This is a genomic window from Arthrobacter sp. 131MFCol6.1 (assembly GCF_000374925.1).
GTDB lineage: Bacteria > Actinomycetota > Actinomycetes > Actinomycetales > Micrococcaceae > Arthrobacter.
On the sequence record NZ_KB895547.1, the window covers coordinates 166,464 to 181,476 of the forward strand.

16 protein-coding genes are annotated in these 15,013 nt (G+C 68.5%); 5 read left to right on the plus strand and 11 right to left on the minus strand.

What is annotated here, in order from left to right; translation table 11 throughout:
• Positions 1-3: 3 nt before the first annotated feature.
• Entirely contained in the window at positions 4-858 is an 855-nt protein-coding gene (locus C566_RS0113895) for a phosphotransferase (RefSeq protein WP_018774956.1), read from the plus strand.
• Between the two features lie 31 nt (positions 859-889).
• On the opposite strand, the gene C566_RS0113900 is transcribed toward C566_RS0113895, so the two are convergent.
• A complete protein-coding gene (locus tag C566_RS0113900; protein ID WP_018774957.1) occupies positions 890-1,615 on the minus strand; it encodes a DUF4190 domain-containing protein in 726 nt (241 codons plus the stop codon).
• 148 nt (positions 1,616-1,763) lie between these two features.
• Between C566_RS0113900 and pgm the strand changes: the two genes are divergently transcribed.
• Positions 1,764-3,437 (plus strand): phosphoglucomutase (alpha-D-glucose-1,6-bisphosphate-dependent), encoded by a 1,674-nt coding sequence (pgm, locus tag C566_RS0113905; RefSeq protein ID WP_018774958.1) that lies wholly within the window; start codon positions 1,764-1,766, stop codon positions 3,435-3,437.
• 1 nt (position 3,438) lies between these two features.
• Here pgm and C566_RS0113910 read toward each other — a convergent pair whose 3' ends face one another.
• From C566_RS0113910 to C566_RS0113920, 3 genes are all read right to left on the minus strand, one after another.
• Positions 3,439-4,587 carry a GGDEF domain-containing protein gene (locus C566_RS0113910; protein ID WP_018774959.1) on the minus strand — a complete coding sequence of 383 codons (1,149 nt, stop codon included), beginning with the start codon at positions 4,585-4,587 and terminating at the stop codon, positions 3,439-3,441.
• Positions 4,588-4,765: 178 nt separating this feature from the next.
• On the minus strand, positions 4,766-5,338 hold the full coding sequence (locus C566_RS0113915) for a 2'-5' RNA ligase family protein (protein WP_018774960.1): 573 nt from the start codon (positions 5,336-5,338) through the stop codon (positions 4,766-4,768).
• Positions 5,339-5,666: 328 nt separating this feature from the next.
• A complete protein-coding gene (locus C566_RS0113920) occupies positions 5,667-6,272 on the minus strand; it encodes a malonic semialdehyde reductase (protein WP_018774961.1) in 606 nt (201 codons plus the stop codon).
• 230 nt (positions 6,273-6,502) lie between these two features.
• Here C566_RS0113920 and C566_RS0113925 point away from each other — a divergent pair, with 230 nt between their 5' ends.
• Entirely contained in the window at positions 6,503-7,858 is a 1,356-nt protein-coding gene (locus C566_RS0113925) for a uracil-xanthine permease family protein (protein WP_018774962.1), read from the plus strand.
• Positions 7,859-8,009: 151 nt separating this feature from the next.
• Here C566_RS0113925 and C566_RS0113930 read toward each other — a convergent pair whose 3' ends face one another.
• Positions 8,010-8,531 (minus strand): hypothetical protein, encoded by a 522-nt coding sequence (locus C566_RS0113930; RefSeq protein ID WP_018774963.1) that lies wholly within the window; start codon positions 8,529-8,531, stop codon positions 8,010-8,012.
• Between the two features lie 59 nt (positions 8,532-8,590).
• Entirely contained in the window at positions 8,591-9,502 is a 912-nt protein-coding gene (locus C566_RS0113935; protein WP_018774964.1) for an SDR family oxidoreductase, read from the minus strand.
• 224 nt (positions 9,503-9,726) lie between these two features.
• On the opposite strand from C566_RS0113935, the gene C566_RS0113940 reads away from it, so the two are divergent.
• Both C566_RS0113940 and C566_RS0113945 read left to right on the plus strand, forming a co-directional pair.
• Positions 9,727-10,227 carry a DUF6328 family protein gene (locus C566_RS0113940; protein ID WP_018774965.1) on the plus strand — a complete coding sequence of 167 codons (501 nt, stop codon included), beginning with the start codon at positions 9,727-9,729 and terminating at the stop codon, positions 10,225-10,227.
• Positions 10,224-10,931, plus strand: a complete 708-nt coding sequence (locus tag C566_RS0113945; RefSeq protein WP_018774966.1) for a DUF6766 family protein — start codon at positions 10,224-10,226, stop codon at positions 10,929-10,931. Before C566_RS0113940 ends, C566_RS0113945 begins: the two co-directional genes overlap by 4 nt.
• 40 nt (positions 10,932-10,971) lie before the next feature.
• Here C566_RS0113945 and C566_RS0113950 read toward each other — a convergent pair whose 3' ends face one another.
• The 5 genes from C566_RS0113950 to C566_RS0113970 all read right to left on the minus strand — a co-directional run bounded on the left by C566_RS0113950 (position 10,972) and on the right by C566_RS0113970 (position 15,000).
• Positions 10,972-12,096, minus strand: coding sequence for a glycerate kinase (locus C566_RS0113950; protein ID WP_018774967.1), 1,125 nt, complete (start codon positions 12,094-12,096; stop codon positions 10,972-10,974).
• Positions 12,097-12,147: 51 nt separating this feature from the next.
• Positions 12,148-12,990 carry a glycerophosphodiester phosphodiesterase gene (locus C566_RS0113955; protein ID WP_018774968.1) on the minus strand — a complete coding sequence of 281 codons (843 nt, stop codon included), beginning with the start codon at positions 12,988-12,990 and terminating at the stop codon, positions 12,148-12,150.
• Positions 12,991-13,076: 86 nt separating this feature from the next.
• Complete coding sequence (locus C566_RS0113960) at positions 13,077-13,340, minus strand: hypothetical protein (RefSeq protein WP_018774969.1); 264 nt, start codon at positions 13,338-13,340, stop codon at positions 13,077-13,079.
• 156 nt (positions 13,341-13,496) lie between these two features.
• Positions 13,497-14,315: a Cof-type HAD-IIB family hydrolase gene (locus tag C566_RS0113965; RefSeq protein ID WP_018774970.1), complete on the minus strand. Its 819-nt coding sequence runs from the start codon at positions 14,313-14,315 to the stop codon at positions 13,497-13,499.
• Positions 14,316-14,487: 172 nt separating this feature from the next.
• The gene (locus tag C566_RS0113970; protein WP_018774971.1) at positions 14,488-15,000 is read right to left on the minus strand and encodes a YbhB/YbcL family Raf kinase inhibitor-like protein; all 513 of its coding nucleotides are present in this window, start codon (positions 14,998-15,000) and stop codon (positions 14,488-14,490) included.
• Between the last annotated feature and the right edge of the window lie 13 nt (positions 15,001-15,013).

Consider the following 15,013-nt stretch of genomic DNA (forward strand, 5'->3'; position numbering starts at 1 on the left):
CCGATGAGCCCCGCACAACGCGTTCCGGTTGCTTCGCGCGTCTACACCCCCGCCCCCGGCGAGGCGTCCGACGTCGAACTCATGCCGGCAGGCGATGTCACCGACGGCGTGGTGCGGGTTGGCGGAACCATCCGCCGCCCGCACCAGCCGCAATCCCTCGCCGTCGCCGAGTACCTCGACTGGCTGGACGACGCCGGTTTTGAGGGATCCCCCCGCTTCCTCGGCCGCGACCCGCAGGGCCGGGATGTCCTGACCTTCGTGCCGGGAAACTGCGCCGGGTCGCCGCCGGAAGCCTGGGTGCAGTCCGAGGACCTGCTGGCCTCCGTGGCCCGCCTGGTCCGGCGCCTGCACACCGCGTCCGCCGGCTTCGTGCCGCAGGGCCACGCGTTCCCGCCCCGGCCGGTCCGGCCGAACCCCACCGATGCCGCCGGACTCATCTGCCATCTGGACGTGACACCCCAGAACGTGGTGGTCCGGGCCGGCATGGCCGCCGGACTGGTGGATTTCGACCTTGCCGGGCCCGCCACGGCGCTGCACGATTCGCTCAACACTGCCATGCACTGGGTGCCGCTCCGCGACCCGTCAGATGCGTGGCCGGGCTGGGAAGACCAGGACCCGTTCCACCGGCTGCGCGTCTTCGCCGACGCCTACGGCTGGAGCGAGGATGAACGACGCCGGCTGCCCGGCGCCGGGATCGACGCCGCGGCCCTCAGCTACGAACGGATGCGGCACAACGCCGCAGCCCTGGGCGGCGGCTGGGCGCGGATGTGGCAGGACGGCGTGGGCGGCCAAATCAACCGCCGGCGCGCCTGGCTTGAGGCCAACGCGAAACCGCTGGTGGCTGCGCTGACGCGCTGAGCCTGCACGGCTCCGGCGCCGCAGGGCAGGACTAGGCGCCGTACCCGCTGTTGCGCGCGGTGCCGATGACCAGTCCGAAAATCACCAGGACCAGGATGGTCACGGCGATGCCCACGTAACCCATCACCAGGCCGGCGATCGCCATGCCCCGGCCGGCCGGTTCGCGCCGCAGGGCCATGTGCCCCAGGATCACGGCGGCCAGCTGCGGGAGCAGGAAGAATCCGAAGCCCACCAGCGCGGCGATGCCGCAGCACATGCTGGCGATGCTCAGACTCTTGGGCGCCGGCGGCGCGCCGTAGTACGCGGGCTGGCCGTAGGCGTTGGGGCTGCCCGGCTGGGCGTACGGCGACGGCTGGCCATATGGCGCGGCCGGCTGGCCGTAAATCGGAGGGTACGGACTTGAGTACTGGCCGCGGTCAGGGCCCGCCTGGCCGGCGTAGGGCTGCTGGCCGACGTGAGGCTGCTGACCCGTGTCCGGCTGCTGGCCGGTGTAGGGCTGCTGGCCGGTGTAGGGCTGCTGGCCGGTGTAGGGCTGCTGGCCGACGTGGGGCTGCTGGCCCGTGTCCGGTTGCTGGCCTGTATAGGGCTGTTGCGGGGATTCGGGTTGCGCGAACTGCTGCGTGGCCGACGGTCCCTGGTCCTGGCCGGCGGGGGGCGCCTGCCCCGGCGGAACGTCGGGTTGGTGGTCCGGGAGGCGCAGGGTCGGCTGGTAGCCCTCCGGGGTCTCGTCTTTGCCTTGTTTTGGCTGTTCAGTCATGGCTTGTCCCCTCAAGAAGTCTGTGGATCCAGCGTACCGCCGCACGGTTGGCTTGGGACCGGGCCTATCGGCGGGTTTTCTTTCGTCACAGGAACGGGTTTGGCGCGAAACCGTGTTGCACCCCGTCCGCGTCTGGCATGCTGGTGCCATGGCTAGCCGCGCGGGCACAGTTGCCCAACCCCAAGACCTTGTTGACCTCACTGCGCTTCTGGATGCGTACTACGACGTTTCGCCGGACCTCTCGGACCCGGGCCAGCGGGTGGCCTTCGGCACCTCCGGGCACCGGGGATCGAGCCTGAAGGCGTCCTTCAACGAACCCCACATCCTCGCCATCACGCAGGCGATCGTGGAATACCGGGCGGGCCAGGGCATCACCGGCCCCCTCTACATGGCCAAGGACACGCATGGCCTGAGCGAGCCCGCACAAAACTCTGCCCTTGAGGTGCTGGCCGCCAACGGCGTGCATGTCCTCATCGACGCCCGCCACGGCTACACACCCACCCCCGCCCTGAGCCACGCCATCCTGACGCACAACCGGAATGCCGCCCCGGGCGCGCCGCAGGCCGACGGCATCGTGGTGACCCCGAGCCACAACCCTCCGGGCGACGGCGGGTTCAAGTACAACCCCCCGCACGGCGGCCCCGCGGACACCGACGCCACCGGGTGGATCGCCAACCGCGCCAACGAACTGCTGGAAAACGGCCTGCGCGGCGTCAAGCGGATCCCGGTGGCCGAGGCCCTCGCCGCCGGGACCACCGGCAAGTTCGACTTCCTAAGCAGCTACGTGGACGACCTCCCCTCGGTGCTGGATCTCAATGCGATCCGTGAGGCGGGCGTCCGGATCGGCGCCGACCCGATGGGCGGAGCGTCGGTGGACTACTGGGGCGAGATCGGTGAGCGCCACCACCTGAACCTCACCGTGGTCAACCCCACCGTCGACCCCCAGTGGGCATTCATGACGCTGGACTGGGACGAGAAGATCCGGATGGACTGCTCCTCGCCGTCGGCGATGGCGTCCCTGATCAACCGCATGTCTGTTGGTGCGGATGGGTCCGCAGCCTTCGACGTCGCCACCGGCAACGACGCCGACGCCGACCGCCACGGGATCGTCACCCCTTTTGTTGATGGACAGGGCGGGCTGATGAACCCGAACCATTACCTCGCGGTCGCCATCGATTACCTGTACCGGCACCGGACCGGCTGGAACCCGCAGTCCGTGATCGGCAAGACCCTGGTTTCCTCCTCTATCATCGACCGCGTGGCCGAGAGCCTCGGCCGCAAACTTGTCGAGGTGCCCGTGGGCTTCAAGTGGTTCGTCCCCGGGCTGCTGTCCGGAGAGGGCGCCTTCGGCGGCGAGGAATCCGCCGGTGCCTCCTTTAACAAGATGGACGGGAGCGTCTGGACCACCGACAAGGACGGCATCCTGCTGGCCCTGCTGGCCTCGGAGATCACGGCGGTAACGGGCAAGTCACCGTCGCAGCTGTACAAGGGTCTCACCGACCAGTTCGGCGACCCCGTCTACGCCCGGATCGACGCGGCCGCCACCCGGGAACAGAAAGCGGCGCTGGGCAAGCTCTCGCCGTCGGACGTCACCGCGACCGAACTGGCAGGCGAAACGATCACGGCCAAACTGACCGAAGCGCCGGGCAACGGCGCCGCGATTGGCGGCCTCAAGGTAGTCACCGAAAACGCCTGGTTCGCGGCCCGGCCCTCCGGCACGGAGGACGTCTACAAGATCTACGCCGAGTCCTTCAAGGGTGCCGAGCACCTCAAGCAGGTCCAGGCCGAGGCGAAGGCGCTGGTGGACGGGGTTATTTCGTAGTTCAGCCGCCGGTGGCCAACTCGGCGCGGTCCCTGCCAAGCGTCTTTGCCTGGTAGAGGGCCGCGTCGGCCGAGATCACTGCGGCGTCGAGGCCGCCAGGTCCGGAGCCGGTGGACGCGATGCCGTAGCTCACGGTGGGCAGCCGGGGAATGACTGCGGACCCGGATTGATGGAGCCGGACGCTGATGTCGGCAGAGATTTCCCGCGCCCGGTCCGGCGTGACGCCAGGGAGCAGGAGGATGAATTCCTCGCCGCCGTAGCGGCCCACGAGGTCGGTGGAGCGGACAGTGCCGGCGCAGGCCCTGGCAAACGCCTGCAGTGCGGAGTCCCCGGCAGAGTGGCCGAACTCGTCGTTGATGGCCTTGAAGTGGTCGAGGTCCGCGAGGATGAGCGATGCCGTTGTTCCGGTCCGGCGCAAACGGCGCAGTTCGTTTTCGGCGAGGTCCAGGAAGGCAGATCGGTTGAGCAGGCCCGTCAGGCCGTCCACGGTGGCCCGTGCCCGGAGATCCTGCGTCTGCTGTTCGTAGCTCAGCTCCGCCATCGTAAAAGACGCAACGACGAGCGTGACCATCGAGAAAACGGTCATGGGCACCGTGCCGAAGACCGACGTAAAGACCTGCCCGTCTGACCCGTCTGTCAGAAAGGCGACGAGGCGGCCCGCGTAGAAGACGGCCAGGATGCCGGCGCCCACGGCGAGGGGACGGTGCACCCGCGAGTAGTCGCGCTCGAGCAGGAACAGCTCCCGGGATCCCATGCCGATCAACACGGCCATGAACCCCAGGTACACCGGGCCTCCCGCCCAGACGTTGGTGGCCGGGTGGTCAAGGATCGAAGCGACGGCGGTGGCACCGGGGGCCGCGGCGAGTTGCCAGGGCCGGAGTGAGGGGGCCCGGAGCGATCGCCCGCCGGCCCAGATGCTGGCGGCGGCGGCGACCAGCAGGACGTTGCCGGTCGGGTTGGCCCAGACCTGGTGCACTGTCCCGCCCAGCAGGTACGCGGCGTTGCCGACCAGGAACAGCAGCAGGGCCATGCACCACCAGCCGCTGTAAGGCGATCGGGTGCGCCGGAACGTAATGAAGTAGAAAAGCATGAGCAGTGTGAGGTCGACAAGCGCCAAGGCAACCCGCAGTGTGGCGGTGTCAAGCATCATTTAGTGGTCCCCCCGGTCCGCCGTGATCTGCCCGCAATACTCACTTCGTCTTCGAACAACCGTCGAATTACCGTCGAGTGACTACCGAAGTTGACCCAAGTATGGCACCGGTCCGCAAGAATTCACCGCGGCGGTCCCGGATATGACGTCCAAGCCCTTCCAGGAGGCCGTACTGGCGCTACGACTGGCTGTCGGTCCACAACTTCAGGATCCGGCGCGTGGCGTGCCCGCCGTCGGGTGCCATGTCCACGAGCGCTATCCGGTCAAGCGTGAAGGTGTCCCCCCGCTGGAGCCGTTTGTCGCCGTGGTGCGAGACGTGCGGGCGGTACCCTTCCAGGGTGTAGGCAGGCGTGGAGATCCTGCCGGGAAGCTCCTCCACGATCCGGACCAGCTCGTTGTGGAGGACCTGCAGCTCTTCGCTGGGTTCAATCAGGTTGACCGGGATTGACCCTGCGCGCCCGAACCCGGCTTCGCCGCCCACGCTGATCCGGCAGCCCAGGGCAGCGGCCACCGGGTCCGCCATGAGGGCGGCGATGTGCTCGGCGAGCGGATCGCCCGCGGCCGGCGGCGTGCCCGGTCCGGGTTCCGCACGGGTTTCCTGGCCGGATTCGACGACGCCGGACTTCACAATGTCGTCGGACTTAACCACATCGAACTTGACCAGGGTGAGGTGCAGCGGCCAGTCATCCCGGGGAAACTCGAGTCCCTCGGCTACCGGTTCCACGAAGGCCACCGCGATCAGGTTCCGCATGGGAAAAGTGTGCCACGCCGCGGCGCCTTCGGGGCCGGGCGGGCGCTGAAAAGGCACAGTGCCGGCGGCGACGGCGCGGACTAAAATGGGAAGTGGCCTTGGATGTGGGCCATGCGCTGAACCGCAGAATCGCATCCCGCGTGCCTCCGGCCTGTCCCCCATGGTGCCGGAGGCACCTCCGCGAGAGCACAGCGCCGGAGGCACCTCCGCGAGAGCACAGCGCCGGAGGCACCTCCGCGAGAGCACAGCGCCGGAGGCACCTCCGCGAGAGCACAGTGCCGGAGGCACCTCCGTGGAAGGACAGTGCCGGTTAGCGGCGCGGGGGTTGTTAGACGGTACGGACGACGTCCTCGTAGGCGAATTTCGGCTTGGCTTCGCCCCATGCGTCGGCTCCGGGCTGGCCGATGTTGACCACCAGGAAGCTCTTCTGGCTCCCGTCGGGGAAGAATGCGGCGTCGATCTTGGCGAAGTCGGCACCCGTCATGGGACCGGCCGCGAGGCCCAGGGTGCGGACCGCGAGGATGAAGTAGCCGGCCTGCAGGTGGGCGTTGTTGTTGCCCGTGGCCGCGGCGAGATCCGGCGCGGCGTCATACATGGCCTTGGGGGCGTTGTAGCCGGGAAGGAACGCATCCCACTGGTCCTGCCAGGCGGTGTCGTAGCTCAGGACCGCGACGAGCGGCGCTGATGCCGTCTTGGCGCGGTTTCCGGCGGCCAGTGCATCCACGAGCGTGGCGCGGGCTTCGTCGGAGCGCACGTACGTAACGCGCAGCGGCTGGGAGTTGAAGGCCGTGGGGCCGAACTTCGTCAGTTCGTAGATCGCGCGGGCCTGCTCGTCGGTGACGTCGCCGGTGAAGGCGTTCGCCGTGCGGGCTTCGGCAAAGATGGCGTCGACGGCGGCTGCCTCGATTACTGCTTCATCGTGGGCGAGTGTCATTGGCGTCCCTTTCGCTGTGCCGGCGCGCTCTTGGGTGGCCGGCGTCTCCTGCTGTCAATAGTTGCAACTTCAACGGACGGCGCCTGCTTCCCGTTGCGCCCTGTGACGTCGGGCACATCCTCCGGCACGCACCGCGCCGGAGGACGGGACGGCTGCTAAATGCCGCGCGGTAAAGTTGCTCGGGAAGATTCCTTCCCCGCCCGCCCCACATTCTCTGAAAGGCTCCCGGCATGAGCATGCTCGGCACCAAATGGAAGCTCCACGGCAACGGCAAGTCCGTCCGTCCCGGTGAGGTCGTCAGACCGGATGAGCGGCTCACCTGGCCCTTGACGGTTGGGATCGGGATGCAGCACGTTGTGGCCATGTTCGGTGCCACCTTCCTGGTCCCGATCATCACGGGCATGCCGCCAGCCACCACCCTGTTCTTTTCCGGCATCGGCACGCTCCTGTTCCTGGTCATCACGCAGGGACGGGTGCCCAGCTACCTCGGTTCCAGCTTCGCGTTCATCGCGCCGATCATGGCTTCCCAACAGCAGTTCGGCGTCCCCGGGGCACTGGGCGGGGTGGTCCTGGCAGGCGCGACCCTCGCCGTCGTCGGCGCCGTGGTGCAGAAGTTCGGCGCCGGCTGGATCAACCGCGTCATGCCGCCGATCGTGACCGGAGCGATCGTGGCGCTGATCGGCCTGAACCTGGCGCCCGCGGCGAAGGCCAACTTCGACCAGGCCCCCGTCACGGCCTTCATCACCCTGGCCGTCATCATCGTGGTCAGCGTGCTGTTCCGCGGCATGCTGGGCCGGCTGAGCATCCTGGTGGGCGTCCTGGTGGGCTATCTCGTTGCGATGATCCGGGGCGAGGTGGACTTCTCCAAGGTGGACAGTGCCGCGTGGGTGGGCCTGCCGCACTTCCAGACGCCCGAATTCCACCTCGGTGTCGTGGGCCTCTTCGTGCCGGTCGTCCTGGTGCTGGTGGCAGAGAACATCGGCCATGTGAAGTCGGTGTCCGCCATGACGGGGCAGAACCTCGACGGCGTCTCCGGCCGCGCGCTGTTGGCCGACGGCGCCGCCACTGTGCTTGCCGGTCTTGGCGGCGGCTCCGGGACCACCACGTATGCCGAGAACATCGGCGTCATGGCTGCCACCAAGGTGTATTCGACGGCGGCCTACTGGGTGGCCGGCGTCTTCGCAGTGATCCTGAGCTTTTCGCCGAAGTTTGGCGAGCTCATCGCCACGGTCCCCGCCGGTGTCCTGGGCGGCGCGGCCACGATGCTGTACGGCATGATCGGCGTGCTGGGCGTGAAAATCTGGGTCCAGAACAGGGTGAACTTCTCCAACTCGATCAACCTGACCACGGCCGCCGTCGCCCTGATCGTCGGGATTGCCGACTACACCTGGACTATCGGCGACCTCAAGTTCACCGGGATCGCGCTGGGCTCGGCCGCGGCCCTGGTGATCTACCACGGCATGAAGGCGATCGCGAAGGTGCGCGGCACGGTGGCCGAGCCGGAAACCGAAGATCCCGGGCCGGCCGCGGCTTCGACGGCCGCGGTCAAGGCAGCCGTCAAGCGCGCCCCCAAGAAGCGCCGCTAAAGAACGCCGCCCGGAAGCGCGCCGCGGGCGGGCCAACCCGCAGACACAAGAGGCCGGACTCCGCCCACAGGCAGGAGTCCGGCCTTTTTGCTGTCACGACCCTCCTAGGACCGGCAGCGCCCGCAACGGCGGGGGCCTTCGGCGCGACGGACTAGCCGGCGTCGAAGGCGTCCTTGTCATCGTCGCGGTCCTTCGGCGACTTGCTCTCCGGCAGGTCCGTCCCGGAGCCGTCCGGCAGCCCCGCCGCGTCCTGTCCGGACTCGGAGGAGAAGGGCCGCCCGGCGTCGGGCTCTTCCGTGTTGGCCTCGTCCATCTCCGCTTCCGAGGACGGCACGGCTGCCTCGGAATTCTCCGCGGCGTCGGGGTCGAAGCCGGGGGTTGCGCTGGCGTTTTCTGCACTCATTTGTTCCTCCACTCCTCCGAAGCGTCCTGCCCCGGGTTCTCCTGCACTGTCTTGGTCTTCTGCACCGAACGGGCTCAGGTCCGGCGCGCCGGCCGGATACGTCTCACCGTCGGGGCTGTCCTGGTTCAGGCCGGCGGCGTCGAAGGCCTCCTCCTCGCGGGGCTGGGCAAAGTTCTTCTCATCGCCGCCCATCTCCTGCTCGGCGGTCGGCGTACCGTAGCCACCCGCTTCTTCGGTGACGGTCTTGGGATCCTGCTGGTTTTCAGTCATGTCATTCCTCCTGGTACTGGAAATGGGACTAACTGGCACTGGACGGGTCCGGAGCGGGCTCAGAGGCCCTTGCCTCCGGTCACCGGAAGCACGGCTCCGGAAATATAGGAACCGTGGTCGGAGGCGAGCAGGACATAGGCGGCCGCGAGCTCCGCCGGCTGCCCCGCCCGCTGCAGCGGCGTGTCCTGACCGAATTTCGGGAGCTTGTCAGGCCATTCGGTGGCCGGAATCAGCGGGGTCCAGATGGGACCCGGGGCCACGGCGTTGACCCTGATCCCCTTGGGTCCGAGCTCCTGGGCCAGGGCTTTGGTGAAGGCCACCTGGGCCGCCTTGGTCATGGCGTAGTCAATGAGTCCCGGCGAAGGGTTGAAGGCCTGGATCGACGCAGTGGTGATGATCGACGCACCCGCTTCCAGATGCGGGACCGCGGCACGGGCCGTCCAGAGCAGGGAGTACAGATTGGTTTTGAAAACGCGATCGAACTCTTCGGTGGGCAGTGATTCGAAGCTCTCGCGGTTCTTCTGGTAGGCCGCATTCAGCACCAGGACGTCGAGGCGCCCGAATTCGGCCAGCGTCGCCTTCACGATGTCCGCCGCGAAGTCCTCGCTGCGGCCATCGCCGGGGAGCAGGACGGCCTTGCGGCCGGCCTTTCGGATCCACTCGGCGGTGTCCTGCGCGTCTTCTTCTTCCTCCGGCAGGTAGGAGATGGCGACGTCGGCCCCCTCGCGGGCGAAGGCGATCGCCACCGCCCTGCCGATTCCGGAGTCGCCGCCCGTAATGAGGGCGGCCTTGCCGCCCAGGGCACCGCTGCCGCGGTAGCTTTCCTCACCGTGGTCCGGTTTGGGCTCCATCGGTGAGGTGAGGCCAGGCTGTTTCTGGACCTGCTCCGGGAACGGGCCGGAATGGTAGCCGGCGCGGGGATCGCGCGGCTGGTCGGGCTGCTTGGGCTGGTCCTGCTGTGGGTCGCTCATAGTCCACCTAACAACGTGTCGGTTTCCAGGGATGCTCATCGGTCCCGTGTGGTCCGGGCCGCTGAAACCATCCCAGCGAAGTAGTCAGTTTCTACCCTAACCGCAATATGGTCAGCAAGCTTAGTACCGACTTGTTTTTGGAAACTCTCAAGCCTAGGTTGAGGGTGGGGCCGCATGCTGCTGCGGGTTCCCTTCTTGGTTTCAGGATTTGCGGAGGAGTGTTGATGACCGGCCCGGTAGCGCCGAAGGACGACGGCAGGAACGAATCGCCAGCTGAGCGGATGGACCGCAACTGGGCGGAGCTACTGCAGGAACTGCGGGTACTCCAGACCGGTGTCCAGATCCTCGCCGGCTTCCTCCTGACCTTGCCTTTCCAGTCCCGCTTCGAAACGTTGGATGACTACCAGACCCGGCTGTACCTCGCCAACGTGGTGCTGGCCGCCCTGACCACGGCCACGATCCTGCTGCCCGTGAGCGTGCACCGCCGGCTATTCCAACAGGGGCTGAAGGAAACGCTCGTGAGCAGCGCGGACATCATCGCCAAGTTTTCGTTGGCCGGCGTGGGGCTGCTGAGCGTGGGCACCACGTCCCTCGTCTTCGATGTCACCGTCAGCCGGACGGCGGGCGTGATCGCGGGCGTCGGGCTGCTGGCCGTGCTGGTGCTGCTGCTGGTACTTGTCCCTGCCTGGATCCGTCGACGGGCCCGCAAAGAGGAGCCGCTATGACGAACGTTTCGCATGAGCGCCACACCGCGGGCACGGGAACCATGGGCAAATGGGTCAAGGAGCATGGACTGCTGCTGGCCAACATCGGGCTGTTCGTCGTGTTTTTCGGCGGCATGGTCCTGAGCGGGGCAAGCACGTACAGCGACGAGCAACTGGCCCACGGCGAACCTGCCGTGACCGTCCTGCAGTACCTTGGCACCGGGAACTTCCTGGAGGCGACTTTCGAGAACTGGGAGTCGGAATTCCTGCAGATGGGCATGTACGTCATCCTCACCGTCTTCCTGTTCCAGAAGGGGTCCTCCGAGTCCAAGCCGATGGGCCACAGCGCCCCGCAGGACGAGGACCCCCGGCAGGCAAAGCTCAATGAGTCCACGCCGTGGCCCGTGCGGCGCGGCGGCTGGGTCCTCAAACTCTACGAACACTCGCTCTCGATCATGTTCCTCCTGCTGTTCCTGGCGTCCTTCATCCTGCACGCGGTTGGCGGCGCGGACGACTACAACAGTGGCCAGGAGGCGCACGGACAGCCCACCGTGACGGTGCTGGGCTATCTGGCGACGAGCCGGTTCTGGTTCGAGTCCTTCCAGAACTGGCAAAGCGAGTTCCTCGCCGTGGCGGTTCTGGTGGGCGCCTCGGTCTACCTGCGCGAGAAGGGCTCCCCCGAGTCCAAACCCGTGGCCGAGCCGCACTACGAGACCGGCGCCTAGACGGCAAGCTGGCCGGCAGGGCAGCCGGCCAGCAGGGGCGTCAGGCGCCTTCGAGGACCTGGCTGGTGACCCAGGTAAGGTACTTTGCGGCGTTTGCTACTGCGTCCTGCGGGCTGCCGGCGACGTCCAGCAGCTGCGCCGCCGCCACCACGCCGTGACGGGCAAGGTCCTCCGGGGTGACGAGGATCCGGCCGGCCACCACGATCACCGGAATGCCAAGGGCCTGGGCGGCATCGGCGAGGGCGATCGGCGCCTTGCCTGTCAGCGATTGGCTGTCCATGGAGCCTTCTCCGGTGATGACCAAATCGGCCACCGCGAGTTTCGCGTCCAGCCCGGTGAGGCCGGCCACCAGCTCGAAGCCGCCTTCCAGGGCGGCCGTGCTGAAGGCCAGGAACGACGCCGGGAACCCGCCGGCCGCCCCGGCGCCGGGCACGTTGACATCCCGGCCGGTCGTCTCGCGCAGGACCGAGGCCCAGTTGCGCAGGCCGGCGTCGAGCAGCTCCACCGCATCGGCGTCGGCGCCTTTTTGCGGACCGAACACGTGTGCGGCGCCGTCGCTGCCGAACAGCGGGTTTTGGACGTCGACGGCGATCCTGAACTTCACCCCGGCCAGCCGCGGGTCGAGGCCGCTGATGTCCACGGTCGCGACGTCGGCAAGCGATCCGCCGCCGAGGGGCACCACGTTGCCGGCGGAGTCCAACGGCTTGAGCCCGAGGGCGCGGAGGGCGCCGCTGCCGCCGTCGCTCATGGCCGAGCCGCCCACGCCCAGCACGATTTCCGTGGCACCGGCGTCCAGCGCGGCGGCGATCAGCTGGCCGCAGCCATAGCTGTGGGCGCGCAGCGCGTTGGCCGGTGTGGGCTCCATGTGCGCCAGCCCTGAGGCCTGCGCCGTTTCAATCACCGCGGTGGCCCCGCCGAAGGCGTCCGCCCGGATGGCCCACGCGGCGCCGATCGGGGCCAGGATGGGGCCGACGACCGCGTTGAGCCGTTCCTCGTAGCCGGCTGCGACGGCGGCCTCGAGGGTCCCTTCGCCGCCGTCGGCCACCGGAAACTGGATGGCTTCAGCGTCGGGGTAGACCCGCAGGGCGCCTTCGGCAATGGCGGCGGCGGCTTCGACCGCGGTGAGGGAGCCCTTGAACTTGTCCGGGGCGATGAGGATGCGCATGGTTCTATCCTGCCAGCCCGGCGGCCCGGGCGTGCCAGGACGACACGGTGCCTAGGACCAGGTCCCGCGCTCCTGGAGGACCGCCTTGAGCAGGTCCGCGCGGTCCGTGACAATCCCGTCCACGCCAAGGTCCAGCAGCCGGTGCATTTCCGCGGGCTCGTTGACTGTCCACACGTGGACCTGCAGCCCGTGCCGGTGTGCCCGCCGGATGAAGCCGGGCGTCACCACGGGCACGGCGCCGTAGCGGACGGGGACCTGCAGGGCGTGGACTCCGCGCAGTGCCCGACGCACCACGGCGGACATCAGCGGCGCAGGCAGCACGGGGCCCAGCAGGACGAACACGGCGTTGGACACGATGCCGGCGGAGCTGGCGGCGGGACGGCTCAGCTGCTTCAGCACTGCCCGGCGCCGCCGGTCCGAGAAGCTGGCCACCAGCACGCGGTCGTGCAGTCCGTGGCGTTCGATCGCCGACGCCAGGGTGCCCACGGAGTTCCAGTCCTTGACGTCGATATTGAGCCGGACGTCCGGGAAGGCAGCGATCAGCTCATCGAACCGCGGGATCGGTTCTGTCCCGCCGATCCTGGCCTGGGCAACGGTTGAGGCCGGAAGGTCCGCGATTTGGCCCCGGCCCTCCGTGATCCGGTCCAGGGTCTTGTCGTGGAAGAGCACCAACACGCCGTCGGCCGTGGTGTGCACATCCGTCTCCAGATGCCGGAACCCGAGGTCGACGGCGGCGCGGAACGCGGCCATCGAGTTCTCCAGCCCGTCCAGCGAGAAGCCCCGGTGGGCCAGCGCCAGCGGCGCCCGGGAGCCGCCCGGGGCCCGGGCAGCGGCGCCCTCCGGGGCACCGTCGCCATTGCCGCGAGGGGCGAAGTAGGGGTGCAGGTCAGTCACTCCTGAAGCGTACCCGAGCCTCGATCTGACGGCATGGGGTTGGACCGGGTGGGCCTGCAGGGCTCATCGGGTCCGGGTAGTGGGCCTCAGCGGGACGGGGTGTCAGGAGTCTGCTGGCGGATTTCGACGCCGTCACTGCAGTGCAGCAGCGTGCGGCCGCGGCCGCCGTCGAGGTCGACCCAGACCACGCTGTGGTCCGCCGTCACGGCGTCCACAAGCCCGCCGGTCTCAAAACCCGGGGCGAGCCGGACGCTGACGCGGTCGCCCTGGCGCAACTGCCTCCAGTGCCGGTCCGGTTCCGCCGGGTGCAGGGGTTGTTCGTCTGTGTTGTTGATGCGGTGCCTGGCCATGATGTCCCCACAATCGGTCAAACGTTTCGTCGCGAGCTTCCAGCCTAGGAGGCCAAGGTGAACACCAGTTGACCGTTCGCTGGGAATCCGGTGACCGCGGGGAACTGAGCCGGCGGGTGGGGGGACCTGGCCGGGACCGGGGAACTGAGCCGGGTTTTAGGGCAGCCGGACGCCGAGTTCGGCGAGCTTGGACTCGAGGATCTGGGCGACCCCGTCGTCGTCGAAGTGCGGGGCCTGCCGGCCGGCGGCCCGGATCGCTTCCGGGTGGCCGCTGGCCATCGCGTAGCCGTGCCCGGCCCAGCGAAGCATCTCGATGTCGTTGGGCATGTCCCCGAAGGCCACCACGTCCGCGGCGCCGATGCCGAGGGACGCCGCATATTCAGCCAGGGCGACGGCCTTGTTCACGCCGGGCAGGGAGAGCTCGAGGAGGGCCATGTTCGGCGCCGAGTGCGTCGCGGCGGCCAGATGGGCGACCGCGGGCGTGACCTCGGCCAGGAACTCGTCGGCGGTCCCTTCGCGGACAATGGCCAGGAACTTCGCCACGGCGTCACCCTCGGTGAGGGTGGTGTGAAGCGGGGCCGGGGTGAATTCCGCGAGCAATTCGCTCGAGCCGTTTTCGATGAAGCCCGGTTCCAGATGGAAGCCGGTCAGGGTTTCGGCGGCAAACAGCGCGGACGGACGCAGCCGCTTGATGATGCGGCGGACCTCGAACATGGCGTCGAGCTCCAGTGTCCGCGCCGAGAGCAGGCGGTCCGCCTCGAGGTCCCACACGACGGCGCCGTTGGAGCAGATGACCGTTCCGGTGTGCCCCAGCTGTTCCTGCAGGGGGTGGAGCCAGCGCGGCGGCCGTCCGGTGACGAACACCAGTTCCAGCCCGGCGTCGCGGCAGGCGTGGAACGCGCGGACGGTCCGGCCGCTGATTTTGCCGTCATGGCCGAGGATCGTTCCGTCAATGTCACTTGCTACCAGCCGCATAGTGCCAGTCTACGTGCGCCGGGACGGTGGCCCTCGCGGCCGCATTCGCCGAGGTGCGTGCCGAGATCGCCGGACCGCGTCGGGTTCGCCGGACATTCACGGCGAACTGGGGAGGTTCCGGCGAGCCCGACGACGGCGACGGGCGGCAGGTGGGCGGCAGGTGGGGGCGGGCTCAGTGACGTTCGAAGATGCCGGTCAGCGTTCCCCGGCCCAGGGTGTGCCGCGACAGCTTCGCTTCCAGGCTGCCCGGAGCGGTGTGCTCGTTGAGTCCGGACGGTGCGATGTCGAGCGCGTGGACGGTGATGACGTACCGGTGCGGTCCGTGTCCGGGAGGCGGCGCGGCACCCAGGTAGCCGTGGAACCCGCCGTCGTTCTTCAACTGGATGGCACCCGGGGGAAGGAGCCTGCCGCCCTCGGCGCCCGCTCCTGCCGGCAGCGAGGTGACGTCGGCGGGGATGTCCAGCACGGCCCAGTGCCAGAAGCCGCCGCGGCCCGGGGCGTCGGGGTCGAACATGGTCACTGCGTAGCCCTTGGTGCCGGCCGGGACGCCTCTCCAGCTCAGCTGCGGGGATTCGTCCTGGCCGCCGGCGCGCATTTTGCCGCTGCGCTGGGCAGCCGGGAGCGTCTGGCCGTCCGAGAAGGATTCACTGCGGACGGGGAACACCGGAACATCGTGGCGTGTCATGGTTGCCTTCCAC

What these genes read in the sequence shown, in the direction of transcription:
- C566_RS0113900 (WP_018774957.1), bottom strand. Translation starts at nt 1,615, where the DNA reads ATGACTGAACAGCCAAAACAAGGCAAAGACGAGACCCCGGAGGGCTAC.
- C566_RS0113945 (WP_018774966.1), top strand. Translation starts at nt 10,224, where the DNA reads ATGACGAACGTTTCGCATGAGCGCCACACCGCGGGCACGGGAACCATG.
- C566_RS0113940 (WP_018774965.1), top strand. Translation starts at nt 9,727, where the DNA reads ATGACCGGCCCGGTAGCGCCGAAGGACGACGGCAGGAACGAATCGCCA.
- C566_RS0113925 (WP_018774962.1), top strand. Translation starts at nt 6,503, where the DNA reads ATGAGCATGCTCGGCACCAAATGGAAGCTCCACGGCAACGGCAAGTCC.
- C566_RS0113935 (WP_018774964.1), bottom strand. Translation starts at nt 9,502, where the DNA reads ATGAGCGACCCACAGCAGGACCAGCCCAAGCAGCCCGACCAGCCGCGC.
- C566_RS0113930 (WP_018774963.1), bottom strand. Translation starts at nt 8,531, where the DNA reads ATGACTGAAAACCAGCAGGATCCCAAGACCGTCACCGAAGAAGCGGGT.
- pgm (WP_018774958.1), top strand. Translation starts at nt 1,764, where the DNA reads ATGGCTAGCCGCGCGGGCACAGTTGCCCAACCCCAAGACCTTGTTGAC.
- C566_RS0113895 (WP_018774956.1), top strand. Translation starts at nt 4, where the DNA reads ATGAGCCCCGCACAACGCGTTCCGGTTGCTTCGCGCGTCTACACCCCC.
- C566_RS0113960 (WP_018774969.1), bottom strand. Translation starts at nt 13,340, where the DNA reads ATGGCCAGGCACCGCATCAACAACACAGACGAACAACCCCTGCACCCG.
- C566_RS0113965 (WP_018774970.1), bottom strand. Translation starts at nt 14,315, where the DNA reads ATGCGGCTGGTAGCAAGTGACATTGACGGAACGATCCTCGGCCATGAC.
- C566_RS0113910 (WP_018774959.1), bottom strand. Translation starts at nt 4,587, where the DNA reads ATGATGCTTGACACCGCCACACTGCGGGTTGCCTTGGCGCTTGTCGAC.
- C566_RS0113915 (WP_018774960.1), bottom strand. Translation starts at nt 5,338, where the DNA reads ATGCGGAACCTGATCGCGGTGGCCTTCGTGGAACCGGTAGCCGAGGGA.
- C566_RS0113950 (WP_018774967.1), bottom strand. Translation starts at nt 12,096, where the DNA reads ATGCGCATCCTCATCGCCCCGGACAAGTTCAAGGGCTCCCTCACCGCG.
- C566_RS0113920 (WP_018774961.1), bottom strand. Translation starts at nt 6,272, where the DNA reads ATGACACTCGCCCACGATGAAGCAGTAATCGAGGCAGCCGCCGTCGAC.
- C566_RS0113970 (WP_018774971.1), bottom strand. Translation starts at nt 15,000, where the DNA reads ATGACACGCCACGATGTTCCGGTGTTCCCCGTCCGCAGTGAATCCTTC.